This is a genomic window from Pseudomonas sp. PB105 (genome assembly GCF_009764655.1).
In the GTDB taxonomy this organism is placed as follows: Bacteria; Pseudomonadota; Gammaproteobacteria; order Pseudomonadales; family Pseudomonadaceae; genus Aquipseudomonas; species Aquipseudomonas cyclaminis.
Genome location: NZ_RWIO01000037.1, coordinates 1 through 20,748, shown reverse-complemented (window position 1 = coordinate 20,748; position 20,748 = coordinate 1). Strand labels below are relative to the sequence as shown.

At 61.9% G+C, this 20,748-nt stretch carries 17 protein-coding genes and 2 pseudogenes; 12 read left to right on the top strand and 7 right to left on the bottom strand.

Annotated features, from left to right (window positions below; all coding sequences use genetic code 11):
* Positions 1 to 493, top strand: a pseudogene (locus tag EJD88_RS08255) (NAD synthetase); the annotation flags it as partial.
* Positions 483 to 926 carry a hypothetical protein gene (locus tag EJD88_RS08250; RefSeq protein ID WP_256595576.1) on the top strand — a complete coding sequence of 148 codons (444 nt, stop codon included), beginning with the start codon at positions 483 to 485 and terminating at the stop codon, positions 924 to 926. The pseudogene EJD88_RS08255 and the gene EJD88_RS08250, both read left to right, overlap by 11 nt.
* 73 nt (positions 927 to 999) lie before the next feature.
* Here the strand turns inward: EJD88_RS08250 and EJD88_RS08245 are convergent, their stop codons facing one another.
* From EJD88_RS08245 to EJD88_RS08230, 4 genes are read right to left on the bottom strand one after another with little or no spacing between them, the layout of a single operon-like run.
* On the bottom strand, positions 1,000 to 1,860 hold the full coding sequence (locus tag EJD88_RS08245) for an HlyD family secretion protein (RefSeq protein ID WP_099584934.1): 861 nt from the start codon (positions 1,858 to 1,860) through the stop codon (positions 1,000 to 1,002).
* Between the two features lie 10 nt (positions 1,861 to 1,870).
* The gene (locus EJD88_RS08240; RefSeq protein ID WP_027604741.1) at positions 1,871 to 2,071 is read right to left on the bottom strand and encodes a DUF1656 domain-containing protein; all 201 of its coding nucleotides are present in this window, start codon (positions 2,069 to 2,071) and stop codon (positions 1,871 to 1,873) included.
* Positions 2,061 to 4,238: an FUSC family protein gene (locus EJD88_RS08235; protein ID WP_099584933.1), complete on the bottom strand. Its 2,178-nt coding sequence runs from the start codon at positions 4,236 to 4,238 to the stop codon at positions 2,061 to 2,063. Before EJD88_RS08235 ends, EJD88_RS08240 begins: the two co-directional genes overlap by 11 nt.
* 10 nt (positions 4,239 to 4,248) lie before the next feature.
* Positions 4,249 to 5,760 carry an efflux transporter outer membrane subunit gene (locus tag EJD88_RS08230; protein ID WP_099584932.1) on the bottom strand — a complete coding sequence of 504 codons (1,512 nt, stop codon included), beginning with the start codon at positions 5,758 to 5,760 and terminating at the stop codon, positions 4,249 to 4,251.
* Between the two features lie 228 nt (positions 5,761 to 5,988).
* On the opposite strand from EJD88_RS08230, the gene EJD88_RS08225 reads away from it, so the two are divergent.
* The 6 genes from EJD88_RS08225 (at position 5,989) to EJD88_RS08200 (ending at position 12,771) form a co-directional block, all read left to right on the top strand.
* Positions 5,989 to 8,196: a hypothetical protein gene (locus tag EJD88_RS08225; protein ID WP_158877640.1), complete on the top strand. Its 2,208-nt coding sequence runs from the start codon at positions 5,989 to 5,991 to the stop codon at positions 8,194 to 8,196.
* Between the two features lie 97 nt (positions 8,197 to 8,293).
* Positions 8,294 to 9,262: a LysR family transcriptional regulator gene (locus EJD88_RS08220; RefSeq protein ID WP_112193544.1), complete on the top strand. Its 969-nt coding sequence runs from the start codon at positions 8,294 to 8,296 to the stop codon at positions 9,260 to 9,262.
* A 111-nt stretch (positions 9,263 to 9,373) separates the two neighbouring features.
* Positions 9,374 to 10,348 (top strand): D-glycerate dehydrogenase, encoded by a 975-nt coding sequence (locus tag EJD88_RS08215; RefSeq protein WP_112193542.1) that lies wholly within the window; start codon positions 9,374 to 9,376, stop codon positions 10,346 to 10,348.
* Between the two features lie 182 nt (positions 10,349 to 10,530).
* The gene (locus EJD88_RS08210; protein ID WP_099584928.1) at positions 10,531 to 11,433 is read left to right on the top strand and encodes a chemotaxis protein CheV; all 903 of its coding nucleotides are present in this window, start codon (positions 10,531 to 10,533) and stop codon (positions 11,431 to 11,433) included.
* 3 nt (positions 11,434 to 11,436) lie between these two features.
* Positions 11,437 to 11,919 carry an N-acetyltransferase gene (locus EJD88_RS08205; protein WP_112193540.1) on the top strand — a complete coding sequence of 161 codons (483 nt, stop codon included), beginning with the start codon at positions 11,437 to 11,439 and terminating at the stop codon, positions 11,917 to 11,919.
* A 108-nt stretch (positions 11,920 to 12,027) separates the two neighbouring features.
* Positions 12,028 to 12,771: a YkgJ family cysteine cluster protein gene (locus EJD88_RS08200; protein ID WP_158877638.1), complete on the top strand. Its 744-nt coding sequence runs from the start codon at positions 12,028 to 12,030 to the stop codon at positions 12,769 to 12,771.
* 13 nt (positions 12,772 to 12,784) lie between these two features.
* Here EJD88_RS08200 and EJD88_RS08195 read toward each other — a convergent pair whose 3' ends face one another.
* The gene (locus EJD88_RS08195; protein ID WP_158877636.1) at positions 12,785 to 13,567 is read right to left on the bottom strand and encodes a transporter substrate-binding domain-containing protein; all 783 of its coding nucleotides are present in this window, start codon (positions 13,565 to 13,567) and stop codon (positions 12,785 to 12,787) included.
* A gap of 165 nt (positions 13,568 to 13,732) precedes the next feature.
* Complete coding sequence (locus tag EJD88_RS08190; protein WP_099584924.1) at positions 13,733 to 13,966, bottom strand: hypothetical protein; 234 nt, start codon at positions 13,964 to 13,966, stop codon at positions 13,733 to 13,735.
* Positions 13,967 to 14,180: 214 nt separating this feature from the next.
* Between EJD88_RS08190 and EJD88_RS08185 the strand changes: the two genes are divergently transcribed.
* Genes EJD88_RS08185 through EJD88_RS08170 form a run of 4 tightly spaced genes read left to right on the top strand, consistent with a single transcriptional unit; the run spans position 14,181 to position 20,479 of the window.
* Positions 14,181 to 15,347, top strand: a complete 1,167-nt coding sequence (locus tag EJD88_RS08185; protein WP_158877634.1) for an efflux RND transporter periplasmic adaptor subunit — start codon at positions 14,181 to 14,183, stop codon at positions 15,345 to 15,347.
* Positions 15,344 to 18,439: a multidrug efflux RND transporter permease subunit gene (locus EJD88_RS08180; RefSeq protein ID WP_158877632.1), complete on the top strand. Its 3,096-nt coding sequence runs from the start codon at positions 15,344 to 15,346 to the stop codon at positions 18,437 to 18,439. Before EJD88_RS08185 ends, EJD88_RS08180 begins: the two co-directional genes overlap by 4 nt.
* Before the next feature lie 8 nt (positions 18,440 to 18,447).
* A complete protein-coding gene (locus tag EJD88_RS08175) occupies positions 18,448 to 19,125 on the top strand; it encodes a heavy metal response regulator transcription factor (RefSeq protein ID WP_099584921.1) in 678 nt (225 codons plus the stop codon).
* Positions 19,115 to 20,479: a heavy metal sensor histidine kinase gene (locus EJD88_RS08170; protein WP_158877630.1), complete on the top strand. Its 1,365-nt coding sequence runs from the start codon at positions 19,115 to 19,117 to the stop codon at positions 20,477 to 20,479. The genes EJD88_RS08175 and EJD88_RS08170 overlap by 11 nt, the downstream gene beginning before the upstream one ends.
* A gap of 65 nt (positions 20,480 to 20,544) precedes the next feature.
* On the opposite strand, the pseudogene EJD88_RS27080 reads toward EJD88_RS08170, so the two are convergent.
* A pseudogene (locus EJD88_RS27080) lies at positions 20,545 to 20,748 on the bottom strand (hypothetical protein); the annotation flags it as partial.

Sequence of the window (20,748 nt, the reverse complement as noted above, 5' to 3'; positions counted from 1 at the left end):
TCACCTCTGTCTACTCACAGGTGAAAGGATGCCAAGGGATTTTATGCGAAGCGGTGTGCCGGATGCGCACACCACGACTCGCCAGCGGCTGACCAGCCTGCTGGACCTGCCCAAACTTTATCGAACCGTTGACGCCGACCCGGCCATTGTCGGGGCAGGTCTGGTGCATATCGGCAGTGATTATCAGGTGACTGTGCTACGTGAGTTTGTACCGCTGTGCAGTATCAAACCCAAGCGGGTGATTCTGCGGGAGGTCACAGGACCGATGATGGCTGCCGATGATTATGCGCAATGGGTGGCAAACTCGCCGCGCGAGTCGCATCTATGGGCACTCCCCAAGCGCTTCAGCAATGCCCAATTACGTCAGGACCTCCTCACTCAGTTAGCCGATCAAGTGGGCGCCGCTCTGGCGGTCACTGGCAGTGGCCTGTCCGGAAACGTCAATTCTCTCGTAATTGGGATTTATGAGGAGTTCGGCAGCCATGAGCAATGACGTTATCAGCGCCCAGGATCCCCGAACTTTACGTTATTACACCCGACGTTTTGCGTTCACGGTGGGTATGGGGGTATCAATGAGCCTCGTCAGTACTTCCGGCAACTTGTCACATAGCCTGTCGTATTACGCCCGAATATATTACCTGCCAAGCGAATATGCGGTTTTGGCGGCTCTTGTATTACTACTGGTCATCTGCATTGGGATGGCGCTGGTGGCGGCGGGGTTCCGTTTTGGCCCTGTCCTACTGGTGGGCGTCGCAGCGTTGAACGCTATGCTTGCGGCCGACTACCTGGGTAACCAACGAGTGACGATGTTTGCAGTGTTTCCTTTATTTCAAGCGCTGTTCTGGTTGTTCCTACTCCACACAAGAAACCACCGCCGCTACGTCAGTATGTTGCGGGTCAGGCGTCGACGAAAAATCAGAGCCTAAGTCCTCATCTGAGACAAAGCCCGATCTGCCTATCAACAAAAAACGAATGTGGGAGCTTGCCAGCTCCCACAATTTAGTTTCGTGTCTGGTCAACGATCACCGTGCACGTAATCCCCGCCGCCAACAACACTCCGTCTGGCACTTCATCGATATGAATCCGCACCGGCACGCGCTGGGCCAGCCTCACCCAGTTGAAGGTCGGGTTCACATCGGCAATTAGCTCGCGGCTCTCGGGGTTGTCGCGGTCGTAGATACCACGCGAGATGCTTTCTACATGCCCCTTCAACGTTTCGCCGCTCATCAATTGCATATCGGCTTTGTCACCGACTTTCACATGGGGCAGCTTGGTTTCTTCAAAGAAACCGTACACCCAGAACGAGTTCATATCGACCACGGCCATCTTGGCTTCGCCGATGCGCGCGTAGTCGCCGCGATGCACGTTGAGGTTGGTGACGTAGCCATCCACGGCCGCCACTACCTGGGTGCGTTTCAGGTTGAGTTCGGCGGCTTCCAGCTGTGCCAGCGCGTGTTGGTAGTCGGCCAGGGCCGAGTCGGCGATGTTGCTCGCGTCGTCGCGGTTTTCCCTGGAGATCACCAGGGCGTCGAGGTCGGCACGGCGATGCGCGTTGACCTTGCGCATTTCCCAGGTGGCTTTGCGCGAAGCCACCAGCGACTGCGCCTGCTTGACCGCAATGCGGTAGTGCTCGGGGTCGATCTGCATCAGCAGGTCGCCCTTTTTCACCAACTGGTTGTCGCGCACCGGCACGTCGACCACTTCGCCGGTCACGTCGGCGGCTACGTTGATGATGTCGGCGCGCACACGGCCATCGCGGGTCCATGGGGTTTGCATGTAGTGCACCCACAATGTGCGGCCTATCCAGATCGCCAAGGCCAGTACCAGCAAGGTGGCGAGCAGGCTGAAAAACTTTTTCATCGGGGCATTCTCAACGGTAGACGGTCAGCGCCAGGGCGCCGAACAGGCAAACGAACAGGCTCAGGCGCAGCAACGCCGGGTGCCAGAAAAAGCGGTACAGGTCGAAGCCGGCCAGAAAGCGGTCCAGCGCCCAGGCAAGCGCCGCCGCGATCAGGAACATCAGGGTCATGGTCGGCATATAGATGCCGTGGAATGCGATTTCACGGGGCATTCGGGGTTCCTTTGAGAGCCGCCAGCGGTGACTGCGGGTCGAGCAACGAGGTCCGGATAAAGTGCAGGTAGCTTTTCACCCGGCGCAGGGCCGAAGTGTCGAAGTGCGGGGCGAAGGGCTCGTCGGTGGCCTGTACGCGGCTGATCGCATGGTCGACGGCAATGAGGCCGCGTTCCAGGTTGCTCGCGCTGGGCTGCAGGAACAGCCGTACCAGCGAGCGCCCCATCACGCGGATCGCCTGGCGCCATGGCTGGGATTCGGCATACGCCGGGTGTACCGGCAGGATCGCCTGTTCCTTGCGCAACTCAATGATCGCGTGGCCGACTTCCAGCACCACGAACATCCAGCGCAGCAGATCGCGCTGCACCTGCGGCTGTCCGACGGCGAGGCCGTAGGCCTGGTGCAACAGGTCACGGGTGCGGCTTTCAAAACTCGACGCCAAGCCCTTGAGTTTGCCGCTGATGGCGTACACCACTTGTTCGCGCAGGTCCTGCTCCAGGCGCCGCCACAGCCAGCGGCTGTTGGGCGGCAGGATGATCGCACCGGCGGCGGCGCACACCAGCATGCCGAGGATCATGGCGATGTAGTCGTTGATAAAGGTGTACGGGTTGTAGACCGTGAGGTTGTCCGGCACCGAGCCGGTGCTGAAGAAGATCAACAGGCCCACGCCAACGCCTGCGTATTGCGGGCGTGAGGCGAGGAAAGCACCGAAGATGATCACCGGCGCGAGCATCACGCACAGCAGCGGGAAGCCGTCGATCCAGGGGAACACGAAGAACATTTCGACAAACCCCACCAACGCCCCGATCAACGTGCCGCAGGCCATCTGGAACGCCATGCGTTTCGGGTTGGGCGTGGCGGCGGACAAGCCGACGGTGGCGGCCGCGATCAGGGTCATGGTGGCGCCGCTGGGCCAGGCGGTTGCCACCCAATAACTGCCCAGCACAATCAGGATGAATGACGCGCGAATCCCCGAAGCGGCGCAGGCCAGCCAGTTGGTCTTCGGCGTATAGGCTTCGTCCCAGTCTTCCCGTGCGTGGCTGTGATCGGCGAGGGAGGCGTGGGTTTGCGCATAGTTGTGCAAGTCGTCGACGAAGCGGTAAAGCAGCTCGTAGGCGGTGTGGAAATCCAGTTGTTCGGCTTCAGTCGGGTCGCCTTCCTGAAAGGCCGTGCGCAGGCTGCGCACCTTGGCCGGCAGGCTGTCTTTATAAATGCTCAGTTGGTTGACCAGCCGTGCAGCGTCGGGGCTGGTGAGAGCGCGGCCGGAGAACCCATCGAGTACTTCGGCAAGGTCTTGCAGGCCGGGCTTGATCGCCGCCGCCACATGATCCGCAGCATCCGTGCGCAGCCGTTCCAGCAACTGGTGCAAGGCGTTGAAGCGCGTGGTGATGCTCATGAATTCGCTGTTGAGGCGACTGAGCCGACCGTTGCGTCGGCGCATATGCGGGTCTTCGAACACGGTGACGCTGCGCAGCCCTTCCAGGCCAACGGCTTCGGCGATGAAGCGCACGTTACTGGCCTCGAAGCCGTCACGCTGGCTGCGCCCGCGCAGGCCATCGGTGACGAACAGCGCGAACACGCCAAAGCGCTGATACAACGCATTACGCATGGCAGCGCTGGCGGTCTGCGGCAAAATCGCGGCGCTGACCAGGGTGGAACAGATGATCCCCAGGGAAATTTCCAGCACCCGCCATACCGCCGCCATAAAAGCGCCGTCCGGATGGGCCAGCGCCGGCAAGCCGACCATCGCCGCCGTGTAGCCGGCCAGCACAAAGCCATAGGCGCGAAAGTTACGGTTGCGCGTCGCCCCGGCCGTGCAGATGCCGACCCAGATCGCCAGGGCGCCGAGAAACAGTTCGGTGTTTTGCGCAAACAAGGCGATCAGCAACACCATGACCGCCGAGCCCGTCAGGGTGCCGAGGAAGCGGTAAAAGCTCTTGGCGAACACCTGGCCGCTCTGCGGCTGCATCACGATAAACACTGTGATCATGGCGGTGCGCGGTTGCGGCAGTTCCAGGCGCATGGCCAGCCACAGGGTGAGAAACGCCGCAATCAACACCTTGAAGATATACACCCAGGTCACGCCGTCGCTGCGTGCCCAGTCGAAAAAGCCACGGCGCCACTCAAGGGAGTGCAGCCAGCGCAGCGGTGCAGGCAAGGGAGTCATCACAACCTACTCAGTGATCGAATACGGCAAGGGCCGCCGGGGTTTTGCTCGGGAGGGTCTTGGCGTTTTGCGGTGCGTCCTGGCCTGCTTCAAGGCCGCCGCCCAAGGCGGTCACCAGTTCGGCATGGGCGCTCAGGCGCGCCGCCTGGACTTGCTGCTCGATCTGTTGCTGGCGCAACAGCAACGTCTGGGCGTTGAGCACAGTGAGGTAATCGGTAAGGCCGCGCTGGTAGGCGATCATCGCGATGTCATAGGTTTTCTGCGCCGAGGCCACCGATTGCGCGGCGAAGCCTTGTTGCTTGTCCAGGGATTCGCGGCGGATCAACTGGTCGCTGATGCCCTTGAGCGCAGTGACCAGCGTCTGGTTGTAGCGCGCCACGGCGATGTCGTAACCAGCGCTGGCCTCGCCCAGCTCGGCACGCAAGCGGCCGCCGTCGAAGATCGGCAAGGTGATCGCCGGGCCGACGTTGTAATTGAATTTCTTGCCCGCCAGAAACGCCAGCATGCCGCCGCCGGTGGCCATGTAGCCGAGGCTGCCGACCAGATCGACGTTGGGGTAGAAGCCGGCGTGCGCCACGTCGATGCCCCGCGCCTGGGCCGCCACTTGCCAGCGGCTGGCAACTACATCCGGGCGCTGGCCGAGCAATTGCGCGGGCAACGCGGATGGCAGCTTAAGCGGCGCGGCGAGGGACAGGCTTGGGCGTTGCAACTGCGCGCCCTCCCCCGGACCTTTGCCCGCCAACGCCGCCAACTGGTTACGGCTCAGAGCGATTTCCTCGTCGAGGGCGTCCAGTTGACGATGGGTTTCAGGCAGCGGGGTTTCGGCCTGGCTCACATCGAAATGCGTGCCGATACCGGCGTTCAAGCGTTTGTTGGCCAGGTCAAGAATCTGCTCTTGCTGGGCCAACGTGGCGGCGGCGATATCGCGGTTGGCGTAATGCAACGACAGCTGGATATAGGCGCGCACCACGTTGTTCTGCAGTTCAAGTTGGGCCTGGCGTGCTTCGGCGGCGCTCATGTGGGCCAGGTCGACGGCGCGCTCGGTGGCATTGCTTTCGCGGCCCCACAGGTCGAGGGCGTAGCTCAGGCCCAAGGACGCATTGTTGTCCCAGGTGTTGGCACCGCTCAATTCGCCAGGGCCGTAGAACTGATCCTTGGGCCAGTTGTGACGCTTGAGGCTAGTGTCGCTATTGATCTGCAACGACTCAGCCGACTCGGCAACCCCGGCCATGGCCCGCGCTTCACGCACCCGCGCGGCGGCCATGGCCATGCTCGGGCTGCTTTGCGTGGCGAGTTCGACCCAGTGATTGAGCTGCGGGTCGCCGTAGGCTTGCCACCATTGTGCGGTGGGCCAGTGGGCGTCCTGGGCGGCGCTCTGGATCGCTTCATCGGTGGCCAGGGCATTGGCGCTCAAGGCGTGGCCTTGGGGAGCGATTCCTCCGGTTCCGATGCAGCCGCTGATTGCTAACGATAAGGCCCAAACACTGAGAGTCTTAAGCTCTCTGCTGATGCGACGCGGCACGGCAAGCGAATTCCTGAGGTGGTAAAGCGCGAAGGTGGCGCAATTCTAGGCGGCGGGAGGAATGGCGATAAGCGGGCATTCCTGTGAATCTTTGTTACCGTTCGGGCGATAATCCACGCGGCTGCGCACATTGTTCGGATATTGAAGCGATGGCCTCAGCACTCGCCCTACATCACGCGGCACCGAGGGGTATCACACTAGGGAGCATCACCGCCTCTGGAGCACACGATGCTGACGGTCCCCGGCATATTGAACCCGCAAGGTCGGGTACACACGCCAGCGCAAGAAACTGTCGACGCGTTGCGCAGGCAGTTGCACATAGCGCCCAAACCTCTGCGCCCCGACATGCTGCCTCTGCAACGGGATGTACGCTGGATCGCCGACACGGTGCTGGAGAAGCTCGTACTGCTTGCGGGCTATCATCGCGATCAATCAGCAATAGAAGCGCTGCACTACACGCTGACCCACAGCGCACCGAGGTTAGAGGTGTCGACGCAGGAGCTTGCAGGTTTCTACGCGTTTTTCAAAAAAGCCGAGCGCTTGCTTGACCGGCATCGCAGCCATGAAAATCCGCAGATCGAGGCAGACCATACGCTGTGTCGCGCCCTAAAATGGCAATTCCGTGCGGCGGCCGGTGAGGAGCGACACCAGCGCCTGACCCAGCGGTTGCTGCCTTCTCTTGCCTACATTCGCGCCGGGGGCGAACGCATCAACCACCGTCATATTGGCTACAACGTGGCGCTGGATCCGGCGCGACAACTCCAGGCCGGACCGCAACTGGCAGCTGACTCCCGCCTGCAAATCACTGACGATCAGCACCTCAAGAGCACGCGGGTGATTGCCCTGCAGGGCACGTTCAAATCAACGCTGGCTACCATGACTAAAGCTCAGACCCGCCAGCAAATCGCCCTTGGGCATGTTTCGTCCCGCACGTACGCGAACCTGGAGCACTACGCCGACGCCCGCAGCCATTCTGTCCGTACCTCCTTGAGCGAAAGCATCGGTCAAACGGCCCGGCACCTGAGCAGCATCGTGAGTGACCATTACAATCTGCCAAGGGACAGGGCTTACTCTGCCCTGAGCCAACCGTATCTCAGGCAAGCGCTGGCCAGTGCCGGCCTGCCAGACGTTGAACTGCCCTGCCTACAGAACACACCTGCACCGGTCATGACCGAAACAGGCATCGCATTCAGTGCTCGCAGTAAAGTGGCGGCTGATTTTTTCAGCTTCCTGAAGCTGAACAGCGCCCTGTCGCTGACATTACACCGCACCCACCAACACAAAACCTTGGACATTCTCGGCCTGCACGAAACAGCGCCGGCAATGGCCTTGCAACAACTGGCGGCGCTGACGCACCACGGCGATACCCCGGCAAGGCTGCTGGACGACATGAAAAACCACGTTACGTCCAACAGCTACCAATTCACCCAACACGCCAGCACCTGCGCGCTGGCATCCGAGCTGAATGCCAGCCTGCATGCGAGCAACAGACAAGCGCGAGCCTTGATGGAGCGCTATGTGCTGCTTCAGACACACTCGCGCATCGATCCCGATGTGGATAAGCACCTACGCGAAGTCATACATCAGAACCGGGCGCTGCTTCGGCCCGAGGCGTTGAAAGTGTACAAGCTGACAACCCAGGCCCAGATACTCAGTGGCTACGTATCTGCCACGGCCTCGTCGCAGGCCGAGGGCGGCAAAGGGGTGACGATCGCATACAGTCATCGAAAGCTGGACGACCCCCACCTGAGTGGCGATTACCTGGAGATCGATATCGCTGCGCTCAAGTCCATGAACGTTGTGAAAGGAGTCCTGCGAAACGTCTTGGCGGCCCTGGGAAACCAGGCGTTCGATTGGGAAAACCTTATCCGCTCGATCACCGAATCACTGCTCATGCCCAATAAGTCGCCGTCCACCCATATATTGGTCAAGATCAAACATGGAGAGCCGGTGGTGCTGCTCACGCGCTACACGGTGAACAAATCCCGCGACTTGGCGCTTCCAGAGAGGCTTGAGCACTTAAGCGGTGTTGAAGCGCAGTCCCTGCGCACACGCCAGACCCTAGTCCGGGAACAATTGGGCAGCGAGTCGCTGGATCACCTGCTGCCAATCGCCCGCCGCTACCTGGGCGCCCCTGGGCAACGATCGGGTTGGGATGATTACGTACAGCGGCATGCCAATGACCTGCATGGGTTACTCGACACCATCGCCCGACAGGCACACGGTACGGTGTTGAGCGCAGAACTGGATGCGCTCAAGCGCGTCAGCCCGGCACTGACCCAGGCGGTCGAAACCCTGACGCAACATGCACAGACCGCCTTGCAAGCACCTACCGCTGAAAACCGCAGCCAGGCGCGGGAGGCATTCAATCATCTGGTGGTGGAATACCTGCCGCACTATGAGGCGAACGTCTGTAAGGCCTGGACCTTGTCTTGAGCCATGGAGGCTTATGCCCAGGAAGAGCAGTGGCCAGCGGATACACACCTGCGCGCAACTTCATGTCACAATTTGCCATCTCCCCTGAGAACACTCCATGGACACCTTGCAAAACATGCGCGCCTTCAGTTGTGTGGCCGAAGCGGGTAGCTTCACCGCCGCCGCAGCGCAACTGGACACCACCACGGCCAACGTCTCGCGCGCGGTCTCCAATCTGGAGGCCCATCTGCAAACCCGCCTACTCAACCGCACCACCCGGCGCATTGCCCTCACCGAAGCCGGCAAACGCTACCTGCTGCGCTGCGAGCAGATCCTCGCCTATGTCGAAGAAGCCGAGGCCGAAGCCAGCGACGCCCACGCACGCCCCGCCGGGCAATTGAAAGTGCACACCATGACCGGGATTGGCCAGCATTTCGTCATCGACGCGATCGCCCGCTACCGCCGCACCCACCCGGACGTAACCTTCGACCTGACCCTGGCCAACCGCGTGCCGGACCTGCTCGACGAAGGCTACGACGTGTCCATCGTACTGGCCAGTGAGCTGCCGGACTCGGGGTTTGTGTCCCAACGCCTGGGCATCACCTACAGCATCGCCTGCGCCTCGCCGGATTACGTCAAGGCCAAGGGCTGTGCCCACCGCCCCCATGATCTGCTAAACCACGCCTGCCTGCGCCTGGTCAGCCCGGTGATTCAGTTGGACAAGTGGACCTTCAACGGCCCGGAAGGCCAGGAAAGCGTGGCGATCAACACCTCGCCATTCCTGGTCAACTCGGCCGACGCGATGAAAACCGCGATCACCAGCGGCATGGGCATCGGCCTGTTGCCGGTGTATGCGGCCATCGAAGGCTTGCGCAATGGCACGCTGGTGCGGGTGATGCCCAACTACCGCTCCCAGGAATTGAACCTGTACGCCATCTACCCATCGCGCCAGTACCTGGATGCGAAGATCAAGACCTGGGTGGAATACCTGCGTGGCTCGTTGCCGGAGATTCTGGCGGCGCATCAGGCGGAGTTGGTGGCGTACGAGTTGAGTGGCAGCCTCAGCGGCGCGCGGTTGGCGAACTGATTTCTACCAGGCGAATTTCACTGCCCGCTTTAGATCTGCGGTGTCCTGACAATTGCGGGCAAGAATGTTAGCTTGCTTGGCATTCTTCCGTAGTCGATGAGCCCGCCTGCCATGAAAAAGACTGTCCTCGCCTTCAGCCGCGTCACCCCGCCAATGATCGAACGCCTGCAACAGGATTTCGAGGTGATCGCGCCCAACCCCAAGCTGGGTGACATCAATGCGCAATTCAACGAAGCCCTGCCCCACGCCCACGGCCTGATTGGCGTGGGTCGCAAGCTGGGCCGTGCGCAGCTCGAAGGCGCGAGCAAGCTGGAGGTGGTGTCCAGCGTGTCGGTGGGCTACGACAACTACGACGTGCCGTACTTCAACGAGCGCGGGATCATGCTGACCAACACCCCCGACGTGCTCACCGAAAGTACCGCCGACCTGGCCTTCGCCCTGCTGATGAGCAGCGCACGCCGGGTAGCCGAACTGGACGCCTGGACCAAGGCCGGCCAGTGGAAAGCCAGCGTTGGCGCCCCCTTGTTTGGCTGCGATGTGCACGGCAAGACCCTGGGCATCGTCGGCATGGGCAATATCGGCGCGGCCGTGGCTCGTCGCGGGCGCCTGGGCTTCAACATGCCGATCCTGTATAGCGGCAACAGCCGCAAGCTTGAACTTGAACAAGCGCTGGGCGCACAGTGGCGCAGCCTGGACCAGTTGCTGGCCGAGGCGGATTTCGTCTGCCTGGTGGTGCCGCTCAGCGACAAGACCCGTCACCTGATCAGCACCCGCGAGCTGGGGCTGATGAAATCCAGCGCGATCCTGATCAACATCTCCCGTGGCCCGGTGGTGGACGAGCCGGCGCTGATCCAGGCCTTGCAGAACCAGACCATTCGGGGCGCCGGGCTGGATGTGTACGAGCAAGAGCCACTGGCGCAATCCCCGTTGTTCCAGCTGAGCAATGCGGTGACCCTGCCGCACATCGGCTCGGCGACCCACGAGACCCGCGAAGCCATGGCCAACCGGGCCCTGGACAACCTGCGCAGCGCGCTGCTGGGCCAGCGCCCACAGGATCTGGTGAACCCACAGGTGTGGAAGGGCTAAGACAGTAGGCACGAACGGTGGCGAGGGAGCTTGCTCCCGCTCGGCGGCGAAGCGGCCCCAAAAGCCTGGGAGCGCTGCGCACTCCAGCGCGAGCAACAACAAGCAAGGCGCCTACAGTTTTCTGTGTTCACGTCGATAACCTTCCATAGAAGATCGTCATCCCTGATCCACAGAAGGTTTTTATGTCCACCACCAAAGCCCGCGCAGACTCCCTCTCGCTTCTGCTCTTTACCTTGCGCAGCGGCAAGCTGATGGCCATCAACCTGCTGAAAGTCAGTGAAATCATTCCTTGCCCGCCGCTGACCAAGCTGCCGGAGTCGCACCCTAACGTCAAAGGCATCGCCACCCTGCGCGGTGCCTCGCTGTCGGTGATCGACCTCAGCCGCGCCTTGGGTGAACGCCCTCTGGAAGATCCAGACGGCGGCTGCCTGATCGTCACCGACGTGAGCCGCTCCAAACAGGGCCTGCATGTGCAGGCCGTGAGCAAGATCGTGCACTGCCTGACGACTGACATCCGCCCACCGCCCTACGGCTCCGGCGGCAACCGTGCATTCATCACTGGGGTGACTCAGGTGGAAGGCGGCCTCGTGCAGGTGCTGGATATCGAAAAAGTCATCCACGGCATCGCGCCGGCACCGATTGAAGCGGCGCCGACCGACCTGACCATGGAAGAAGCCGAAGTGCTCGGCAATGCGCGAATCCTGGTGGTGGATGACAGCCAGGTCGCCCTGCAGCAGTCCGTGCATACCCTGCGCAACCTCGGCCTGACCTGCCACACGGCGCGCAGTGCCAAGGAAGCCATCGATGTACTGCTGGAGCTGCAAGGCACTGCCGCGCAGATCAATGTGGTGGTTTCGGATATCGAGATGTCCGAAATGGACGGTTACGCCCTCACCCGCACGCTGCGTGAAACGCCGGACTTCCAGCACCTGTACATATTGCTGCACACGTCCCTGGACAGCGCGATGAACAGCGAAAAGGCGCGCCTGGCCGGTGCCAATGCGGTACTGACCAAGTTCTCCTCCCCTGAGCTGACCAAATGCCTGGTGGTGGCCGCGCAAACCGTGGCGCAACAGGGCCTGTAATCGATGGCGGCGTATTACCAACTGCTGCGCCGCGACCTCACCGGCGGCCTGCCCGCGCCACAATGGCCGGCCGGGACCGTGCTGGACCACTACCGTGCCGATCTGGCGCCGGCGATTCACGCCGTACTGAGCATGACCCAGGAGCAGGGCGGCGGCCGTGTCGCCAGCCTGGATGAATGGCGACAACAGTTCGTCACTGATGCCGAATTCGACCCCTCGCTGTGCCTGGTCGCCAGCAACGCCGACGGTATTCTCGGCGTGGCCCAGTGCTGGACCAGCGCCTTTATCAAGAACCTCTCCATACATCCGTGCGCCCAAGGCCAGGGGCTGGGCCGCGCGTTGTTGCTGCACACTTTCCAGGTGTTCAAGCAACGCGGCGAACCCTATGTGGACCTCAAGGTGCTGGAGAGCAACCTGCGCGCCCGGCATCTGTATGAAAGCGCAGGCATGGTGTTTGTACTGCGGGATGTCGTCGCAGAGGACTGACAGGCGCTGGCGCATAACTTGCTTCCAGACTGCCATACCGGTGCAAAGAGGTAAAAACCCGTCACCGTGATTGCGTGCCCTCTGACCTAGCCTGGTAACAGATCCGCCATGAACACTCATTTTTCCTGCGTTGGTTGCGGTAAATGCTGCAGCGACCATCACGTCCCCCTGACCCTTGCCGAAGCCCGTATGTGGGCGGCGGACGGCGGTAACGTCATTGTTCTGGTAGAGGGATTCCTCGGTAACGGACTGGGCCTGCCCCAACTGCAACGCGAGCACGCCGAGCGCCGTTCGGTGGTGGTGCCCAGCGGCAGCACCGAAGCGTTTGTGGCCATTACCTTTGCCGCCTATAACGCCGGGCGCTGCCGGAATCTTGACGAAGACAACCTGTGCCGCATCTATGAGCGTCGCCCATTGGTGTGCCGCATCTACCCGATGGAGATCAACCCGCATATCCCGCTCAACCCTGCCGCCAAAGATTGCCCGCCGGAATCATGGGAGCAGGGCCCCGCGCTGATCGTCGGCGGCGGACTGGCGGACCCGGAACTCGCGATACTGATCCAGCGTTCGCGCCAGGCCGACCGCGACGATGTGCAGACCAAGGAAGCGGTGTGCGCCTTGCTGGGCATTCGCACCACGGCGCTCAAGGGTGATGGGTTTACCGCGTACTTGCCGGACATGGGCGCATTTGCCCAGGCGATCGAGTTGGCGGTTGAGCAGCCGCGCGTGGCCAATGAGTGGGTGTTTCATGTGTCCGGGCTGGACATCGCCGAGCAGATACTCGATGCAGGGGCGCAGATTGCCACGCAGGTGCCGGCCAATTATGCGTTTATCTCGTTGCGGGCTGCGTAGGCCTTATTGGCCATCATGACGCAGCGGGAGCAGCGTCCAGTCGGTAGGATTGAATGATCCGCTGGTACTCACCACTCTGCTTCAACTGTTCGAGGGCGCAGTTAAGCTCCTGGCGCAATGCGGTGTCGGGCTTACGCACCGCAATCGCTACACCATCGCCGAGCAGCGGCGCCGAAATGGGTGGGCCGAGGAAGTCAAAATCCCGGCCTTCGTCGGTGTCGAGCAAGGCTTCACGGATTTCTACGGTGCCTTGCAAGGTTGCGTCGATTTCGCCGGCCACCAGACTGCGCACCAGATCGTCATTGAGCCAGAAGCTCTTGATGATGACGCCCCGGCGCGCCCACTTCGTCCGGGCAAAGGCTTCACGGTTGCTCCCCAGCAATACGCCGATCCGCTTGCCCTTGAGCGACTTTACTTGGGGCAGCAGGCCGGATGTGCTGCGGCCCACCAGGCGTGTGGTAAAGGGGTAGAGGTGATCGGTGAAGCTGACCGAACGCCGCCGCTCCAGCGTAGGTGCCATCCCCATGATTGCGTCGAATTTTCTGGCTTCGAGGGCGGGAAAGTCTTCGACAAGCACCTGATCGACCCAGACGCAACGTGCATTCAACTGCACGCACAGGGCATTGCCCAGCTCGATGTTCAAGCCTACCAACTGCCCTTGCGGGTTACGGCTCTGGAAGGGTGGGAATTGCGCAGCAACCCCAAAACGGATTTCGCGACGCGGTTGATCAGCGGCCGCGAGCGCATCAGCCGAAAGCAACAGGGCAAACATGACACAGATGTGTATCAGGGCCACGGGAAACGTCCTTTTCCGGAAAGACCAGCGCCGCCCTGTTCCCCCTTGAATCACGGGGACAGAGCAAAGGCGGTGCAAGCTTTCAAGAAAGGGCTGTAGACCTGCAATCAGAAATATCAGCGGAGGCTGTAGGCAACAGTCGACACGACGTGCAACGGGTTAATCTCAGCGTTTACCCATCGAACGACGAGTGCCCGGTGGTGCCATGCCCGGTGACTTGGTGTGGCCATTCTTGGCGCCGTTTTTGTACCAAGGCTGGGCGGCATTCTTGGCCCCGGCCAGCTCACCCGGCTTGAACGGAAACTTGAACGCCGGGATCTCGGCTTTTTCAACGCTTTCGGCGCTGGCCGGATCGACGATGTCGGTCGCTTCAACAGAGGGTTGTGTCGGGGAAGTCATGGAAGCTCCGGAGCGTGCAAAAAATGATGCGGGGCCGGCTTGCGGGCCACAGTGGCGCGCAGTATACCTGCGCGCCTCAGATCTTTAACCACCGCCTGTACGAATGGTCGGAGTTTGCTGACAGCGCTGTCAGTTAGCAGTCACCGTGCTGACCGGGTTGAAGGGCTATAAAGACCGCTCACTCTCCCCATCCTTTGCCCCCGGCGCCTCACCCATGCAGATTCAACGAAAAACCGCCCTGATTGTGGGTGTCGTCGTGGTCGCGGCGATTGCAGCCTGGGCGCTGACCCGGCCGGCCAAGGCCAAGCTGGCAGTACCGAGCGCAATCCCGGTACGGGTGGTGAGCGTGGCGCAACAGGATATCCCGCGTTTTGTCAGCGGCATTGGCACGGTGTTATCGCTGCACAGCGTGGTGATTCGCCCGCAAGTCGACGGCATTCTCACCCAATTGCTGGTCAAGGAAGGCCAACGGGTCAAGGCCGGCGACCTGCTGGCGACCATCGATGACCGCTCGATCCGCGCCAGCCTCGACCAGGCCAAGGCGCAACTGGGCGAGAGCCAGGCGCAATTGCAGGTGGCCTTGGTCAACCTCAAGCGCTACAAGGAATTGAGCGTCGACGACGGCGTGTCCAAGCAGACCTATGACCAGCAACAAGCCTTGGTCAACCAACTCAAAGCCACCGTCCAAGGCAACCAGGCCGCCATCGATTCGGCCCAGGTACAGCTTTCCTACACCCAGATCCGCTCTCCCGTCAGTGGCCGCGTGGGTATTCGTAATGTGGACGCAGGTAATTTCCTGCGCACCAGCGATACGCAGGGCTTGTTCTCCGTGACCCAGATCGACCCGATTGCCGTTGAATTCTCGCTGCCGCAACAGATGCTGCCGACCCTGCAAGGCTTGATCGCTGCAACCACCCCGGCCAGCGTCGACGCCTACCTGGGCGCCGACACCGACGGCCAGACCGGTGACTTGCTCGGTGAAGGCCATTTGAGCCTGATCGACAACCAGATCAGCTCCACCACCGGCACCCTGCGCGCCAAGGCCGAGTTCAACAACGCCTCCCAGCGCCTGTGGCCGGGGCAATTAGTGACCATCAAGATCCAGGTCGCCCTCGACAAAAACGCGCTGGTGGTGCCGCCGACCGTAGTGCAACGCGGCCTGGACTCGCACTTCGTGTACCGGCTCAACGGCGACAAGGTTGAGGTGGTGCCGGTGCAAGTCACCTACCAAAACAGCGATGTGAACATCATCAAGGGTGTGCAGGCCGGTGATGTGCTGGTCAGCGATGGCCAGTCGCGGCTCAAGGCCGGTGCCCAGGTGGACGTGCTCAAGGAGCCGCCGCAGGTGATCCAGACCGTCGATGCCAAGGTGCAGCCATGACCGGTAGCCGTTCGCCGTCAGCCTGGTGCGTCGACCACCCGGTCGCCACGCTGCTGCTGACCTTCGCACTGGTGCTGCTCGGGATGATTGCCTTCCCGCGCCTGGCCATCGCCCCACTGCCGGAGGCGGAATTTCCGACGATCCAGGTCACCGCGCAATTGCCCGGCGCCAGCCCGGACACCATGGCCTCATCGGTGGCTACGCCGCTGGAAGTGCAATTCAGCGCCATCCCCGGCATGACCCAGATGACCTCCAGCAGTGCCTTGGGCTCAAGCCTGCTGACCCTGCAATTCACCCTCGACAAGAGCATCGACACTGCCGCCCAGGAAGTGCAGGCGGCGATCAACACGGCGTCGGGCAAGCTGCCCAGCGATATGCCGAGCCTGCCGACCTGGAAGAAGGTCAACCCGGCGGACAGCCCGGTGCTGATCCTCAGCGTCAGCTCCGCCAGCATGCCCAGCACCGAGCTGAGCGACTACGTGGAAACCCTGCTGGCGCGGCAGATCAGCCAGATCGACGGCGTCGGCCAGATCAACATCACCGGCCAGCAACGCCCGGCGATCCGCGTGCAGGCCTCGCCCGACAAACTCGCCGCCATCGGCCTGACCTTGGCCGATGTGCGCCTGGCGATCCAGCAATCGAGCCTCAACCTGGCCAAGGGCGCGATCTACGGGGAGAACAGCGTGTCGACTCTGTCGACCAACGACCAGTTGTTCCACCCGGAGGATTACGCCCAACTGATCGTGTCCTACAAGGATGGTGCACCGGTTCAACTGCGCGATATCGCCAAAGTCATCAACGGTTCGGAAAACGCCTACGTGCAAGCGTGGTCCGGGGATACGCCCGGCGTGAACCTGGTGATCTCGCGCCAGCCCGGCGCGAACATCGTCGAGACCGTGGACCGCATCCAGGCCGAACTGCCGCGCCTGCAAGGCATGCTGCCGGCGTCGGTGCAGGTCAGCGTGCTGACCGACCGCACCAAGACCATCCGTGCCTCGCTGCATGAAGTGGAAGTGACGCTGCTGATCGCGATCCTGCTGGTGGTAGCAGTGATGGCGCTGTTCCTGCGCCAACTGTCGGCGACGCTGATCGTGTCCAGCGTGCTGGGTGTGTCGCTGGTCGCCAGTTTTGCGCTGATGTACCTGATGGGGTTCAGCCTGAACAACCTGACCCTGGTGGCGATTGTGATCAGCGTGGGCTTTGTGGTGGACGACGCCATCGTGGTGGTGGAGAACATCCACCGCCATCTGGAAGCAGGCCTCGACAAACGCGCAGCGGCGATCAAGGGCGCGGGCGAGATTGGCTTTACGGTGGTGTCCATCAGCTTCTCGCTGGTGGCGGCGTTTATTCCGCTGCTGTTCATGGGCGGCGTAGTCGGGCGGCTGTTCAAGGAGTTCGCCCTGACGGCGACCTCGACCATCCTGATTTCAGTGGTGGTGTCCTTGACCCTCGCGCCAACCCTGGCCGCGCTGTTCATGCGCGCCCCGACCCACCCTGCCCACGGCAAACCCGGTTTCAGCGAACGCCTGCTCGCCGGCTACGCGCGCAACCTGCGCCGCGCACTGGCCCATCAACGCACCATGGCGGCAATTTTCGTGGTGACCCTGGCCCTGGCGGTTGTCGGTTACGTGTTTATTCCCAAGGGATTCTTTCCGGTGCAGGACACCGGCTTTGTGCTCGGCACCAGCGAAGCCGCAGCCGATGTGTCTTACCCGGACATGGTCGCCAAGCACAAGGCCCTGGCCGAGATCGTCAAGGATGACCCGGCGGTACTGGCGTTTTCCCATTCGGTGGGCGTGACGGGCAGCAACCAGACCATCGCCAACGGCCGCTTCTGGATTGCACTGAAGGATCGGGGTGATCGTGATGTCTCCGCCAGCCAGTTCATCGACCGCATCCGCCCGAAACTGGCCAAGGTGCCGGGCATCGTGCTGTACCTGCGCGCCGGCCAGGACATCAACCTCAGCTCCGGCCCCAGCCGCGCCCAGTACCAATACGTGCTCAAGAGCAACGACGGCCCGACGCTCAACACCTGGACCCAGCGCCTCACCGAAAAACTGCGCGCCAACCCGGCGTTCCGCGACCTGTCCAACGACCTGCAACTGGGCGGCAGCATTACCCACATCAGCATCGACCGTCAGGCCGCCGCGCGCTTTGGCCTGACCGCCACCGATGTCGACCAGGCGCTGTATGACGCCTTCGGCCAGCGCCAGATCAACGAGTTCCAGACCGAGATCAACCAGTACCAGGTGGTACTGGAGCTGGACAGCCAACAACGGGGCAAGGCCGAGAGCCTGAACTACTTCTACCTGCGCTCACCGCTGACCAACGAGATGGTGCCGCTGTCGGCGCTGGCCAAGGTTGACCCACCCACCGTGGGGCCGTTGTCCATCAGCCATGACGGCATGTTCCCGGCCGCCAACCTGTCGTTCAACCTGGCGCCCGGCGTGGCTTTGGGTGATGCGGTGATCATGCTCAACCAGGCCAAGAATGAAATCGGCATGCCGGCGACCCTCATCGGCAATTTCCAGGGCGCGGCCCAGGCGTTCCAGAGCTCGCTGGCCAGCCAGCCTTGGCTGATCCTTGCGGCGCTGGTGGCGGTCTACATCATTCTGGGGGTGCTGTATGAGAGCTTCGTGCACCCGCTGACGATTATTTCCACCTTGCCTTCGGCCGGTTTGGGCGCGTTGATCATGCTGTGGTTGATGGGCCAGGACTTTTCGATCATGGCCCTGATCGGCCTGGTGCTGCTGATCGGCATTGTGAAGAAAAACGGCATCCTGATGATCGACTTCGCCCTGGAAGCCCAGCGCGTGCGTGGCTTGCCGCCGCAAGAAGCAATCTACGAAGCCTGCGTGACGCGGTTCCGCCCGATCATCATGACCACCCTCGCCGCCCTGCTCGGCGCAGTGCCGCTGATGCTCGGCAGCGGCCCCGGCGCAGAAATGCGCCAGCCGCTGGGGATCGCCGTGGTCGGCGGCCTGCTGGTGAGCCAGGCGCTGACGCTGTTCACCACGCCGGTCATATACTTGTACCTTGAGCGATTTTTCCACCGGCCCAAACCAGCTGCCGAGCTGGCGACCACATATTGAGGCGGGTCATGCGCGTACTGATTGTTGAAGATGAAGAAAAAACCGCCGACTACCTGCACCGCGGCCTGACGGAACAGGGCTACACCGTCGACGTGGCCCGCGAAGGTGTCGAGGGACTGCACCTGGCGCTGGAGAACGATTACGCAGTGATCGTGCTCGACGTGATGCTGCCCGGTCTCGACGGCTTTGGTGTGCTGCGCGCCTTGCGTGCACGCAAGCAGACGCCGGTGATCATGCTCACCGCCCGCGAGCGCGTGGAAGACCGCATTCGCGGGCTGCGCGAAGGCGCCGATGATTACCTGGGCAAGCCGTTTTCATTCCTCGAACTGGTGGCGCGCCTGCAAGCCCTGACCCGGCGTAGCGGCGGCCATGAGCCGGTGCAGGTCACCGTCGCCGACCTGTGGATCGACCTGATCAGCCGCAAGGCCAGCCGCAATGGCGTGCGTCTGGATCTGACCGCCAAGGAGTTCTCGCTGCTCAGCGTGCTGGCGCGGCGCCAGGGTGAAATCCTGTCCAAGACGGCGATTGCGGAGATGGTCTGGGACATCAATTTTGACAGCGACGCCAACGTGGTCGAGGTCGCGATCAAGCGCCTGCGCGCCAAGCTGGATGGGCCGTTCGACCACAAACTGCTGCACACCATTCGCGGCATGGGTTATGTGCTGGAGAACCGCAGTGTCGTCTAATTCCATCGCCCTGCGCCTGAGCGGCATGTTCACCCTGGTGGCGCTGCTGATCTTTGTGTTGATCGGCGGAGCGCTGTACCAGCAGGTCGACCGCAGTCTCGGTTTGTTGCCGGGCGCAGAGCTGGATGCGCGCTACAGCGTGCTGGAGTCTTCGATCAACCGCTTCGGGACGCCGGACCATTGGCTGAAGATCAGGGCCAAACTCAAACTCTTGAGTGAGGAAGACAAGCGCATCCGCTTCTGGGTGGTCAGCAGTGATCCGAGCTACGAATACGGTGAGCCGGATGCGCAGATCCGCGCCTTCGCCGAGGGCCCCAGCGGCAAGCGCGATTTACACCTGCCTGGCCATTCTCATCCGTTCAAAGTGCTGGTGAGCCAGTTTCCCGCCAAGGACCAACGCCCGCCGTTGCGCTTCATGATTGCCATCGACACCGAGAATTTCCGCGCCACCCAGCATCACTTGCTGGTGGCACTGATCAGCCTGGCGCTAGTGGGCGTGGTGCTGGCTGCGCTGCTGGGGTTCTGGGTGTCGCGCATTGGTCTCAAGCCCCTGGGCAAACTCTCGGATGAAGCGCGCAAACTTGCGCCGCCCAAACTCTCCGGACGGCTGCAACTGGCGCCATTGCCGCCGGAACTCAAGCAATTCGTCAATTCCTTCAACTCCACCCTCGACCGGGTTGAGCAGGCCTACTCGCGACTGGAGTCCTTCAATGCCGACGTGGCCCATGAACTGCGCTCGCCGCTGACCAACCTGATTGGGCAGACCCAAGTGGCGCTGACCCGAGGGCGCTCGGCCGAGCATTATCTGGAAGTGCTGGAGTCGAACCTGGAGGAGCTGGAACGCTTGCGTTCGATCATCAACGACATGCTCTTCCTCGCCAGCGCCGACCAGGGCAGCAAGGCTACCAAGCTGATCGAAAGCTCCCTGGCCGATGAAGTAGCCACCACCCTCGACTACCTGGATTTCATTCTCGAAGACGCCCAGGTGCGGGTTCAGGTGCACGGTGACGCGCAGGTACAGATCGAAAAAGCCCACCTGCGCCGCGCGCTGATCAACCTGTTGAGCAACGCGGTGCAGCACACGGCGCCGGGGCGGGTCATTGAGGTGAATATCGGCGTGCAGGAGCAGTTTGTGGCGATTGGGGTGACCAACCCGGGTGATGAGATCGCCAGTGAGCATCTGCCGCGGTTGTTTGAGCGGTTTTATCGGGTGGACGCGTCGCGCAGTAACAGCGGGGCGAATCATGGGTTGGGATTGGCGATCGTCAAGGCAATTGCGCTGATGCACGGGGGGGATGTGTTTGTGCGTAGTGAGGGGGGTGGGAATACGTTTGGGATTACGCTGCCCGTTTAGGCTGAGGTTGTGTACATATCCGTTGTTTGGGTAACGGCGGGTATTGGTTCCGCCCTTACGGCGGGTCACTTTGGAAAAGCCGGAATGCCGGCCCAGCCCAAAGTAACCAAAGGGCTCTTGCCCCAACACTCGGCACCTCGCTTAGGCTCGGTGTGCCCGAACGAAGGCTTGAATCCGTGGGCCGCCGCGATGGGCCATCCTTGGCCCAGCGCGGCTAACCCGGCGTCCTGCCGGGTTACCCACGGATTCAAGCCTGCGTTCGGCCAGCG

Excerpts from the sequence above, each read along its gene's own strand:
- EJD88_RS08250 (WP_256595576.1), top strand. The coding sequence starts at position 483 with ATGAGCAATGACGTTATCAGCGCCCAGGATCCCCGAACTTTACGTTAT.
- EJD88_RS08245 (WP_099584934.1), bottom strand. The coding sequence starts at position 1,860 with ATGAAAAAGTTTTTCAGCCTGCTCGCCACCTTGCTGGTACTGGCCTTG.
- EJD88_RS08240 (WP_027604741.1), bottom strand. The coding sequence starts at position 2,071 with ATGCCCCGTGAAATCGCATTCCACGGCATCTATATGCCGACCATGACC.
- EJD88_RS08235 (WP_099584933.1), bottom strand. The coding sequence starts at position 4,238 with ATGACTCCCTTGCCTGCACCGCTGCGCTGGCTGCACTCCCTTGAGTGG.
- EJD88_RS08225 (WP_158877640.1), top strand. The coding sequence starts at position 5,989 with ATGCTGACGGTCCCCGGCATATTGAACCCGCAAGGTCGGGTACACACG.
- EJD88_RS08220 (WP_112193544.1), top strand. The coding sequence starts at position 8,294 with ATGGACACCTTGCAAAACATGCGCGCCTTCAGTTGTGTGGCCGAAGCG.
- EJD88_RS08215 (WP_112193542.1), top strand. The coding sequence starts at position 9,374 with ATGAAAAAGACTGTCCTCGCCTTCAGCCGCGTCACCCCGCCAATGATC.
- EJD88_RS08210 (WP_099584928.1), top strand. The coding sequence starts at position 10,531 with ATGTCCACCACCAAAGCCCGCGCAGACTCCCTCTCGCTTCTGCTCTTT.
- EJD88_RS08205 (WP_112193540.1), top strand. The coding sequence starts at position 11,437 with ATGGCGGCGTATTACCAACTGCTGCGCCGCGACCTCACCGGCGGCCTG.
- EJD88_RS08200 (WP_158877638.1), top strand. The coding sequence starts at position 12,028 with ATGAACACTCATTTTTCCTGCGTTGGTTGCGGTAAATGCTGCAGCGAC.
- EJD88_RS08190 (WP_099584924.1), bottom strand. The coding sequence starts at position 13,966 with ATGACTTCCCCGACACAACCCTCTGTTGAAGCGACCGACATCGTCGAT.
- EJD88_RS08185 (WP_158877634.1), top strand. The coding sequence starts at position 14,181 with ATGCAGATTCAACGAAAAACCGCCCTGATTGTGGGTGTCGTCGTGGTC.
- EJD88_RS08180 (WP_158877632.1), top strand. The coding sequence starts at position 15,344 with ATGACCGGTAGCCGTTCGCCGTCAGCCTGGTGCGTCGACCACCCGGTC.
- EJD88_RS08175 (WP_099584921.1), top strand. The coding sequence starts at position 18,448 with ATGCGCGTACTGATTGTTGAAGATGAAGAAAAAACCGCCGACTACCTG.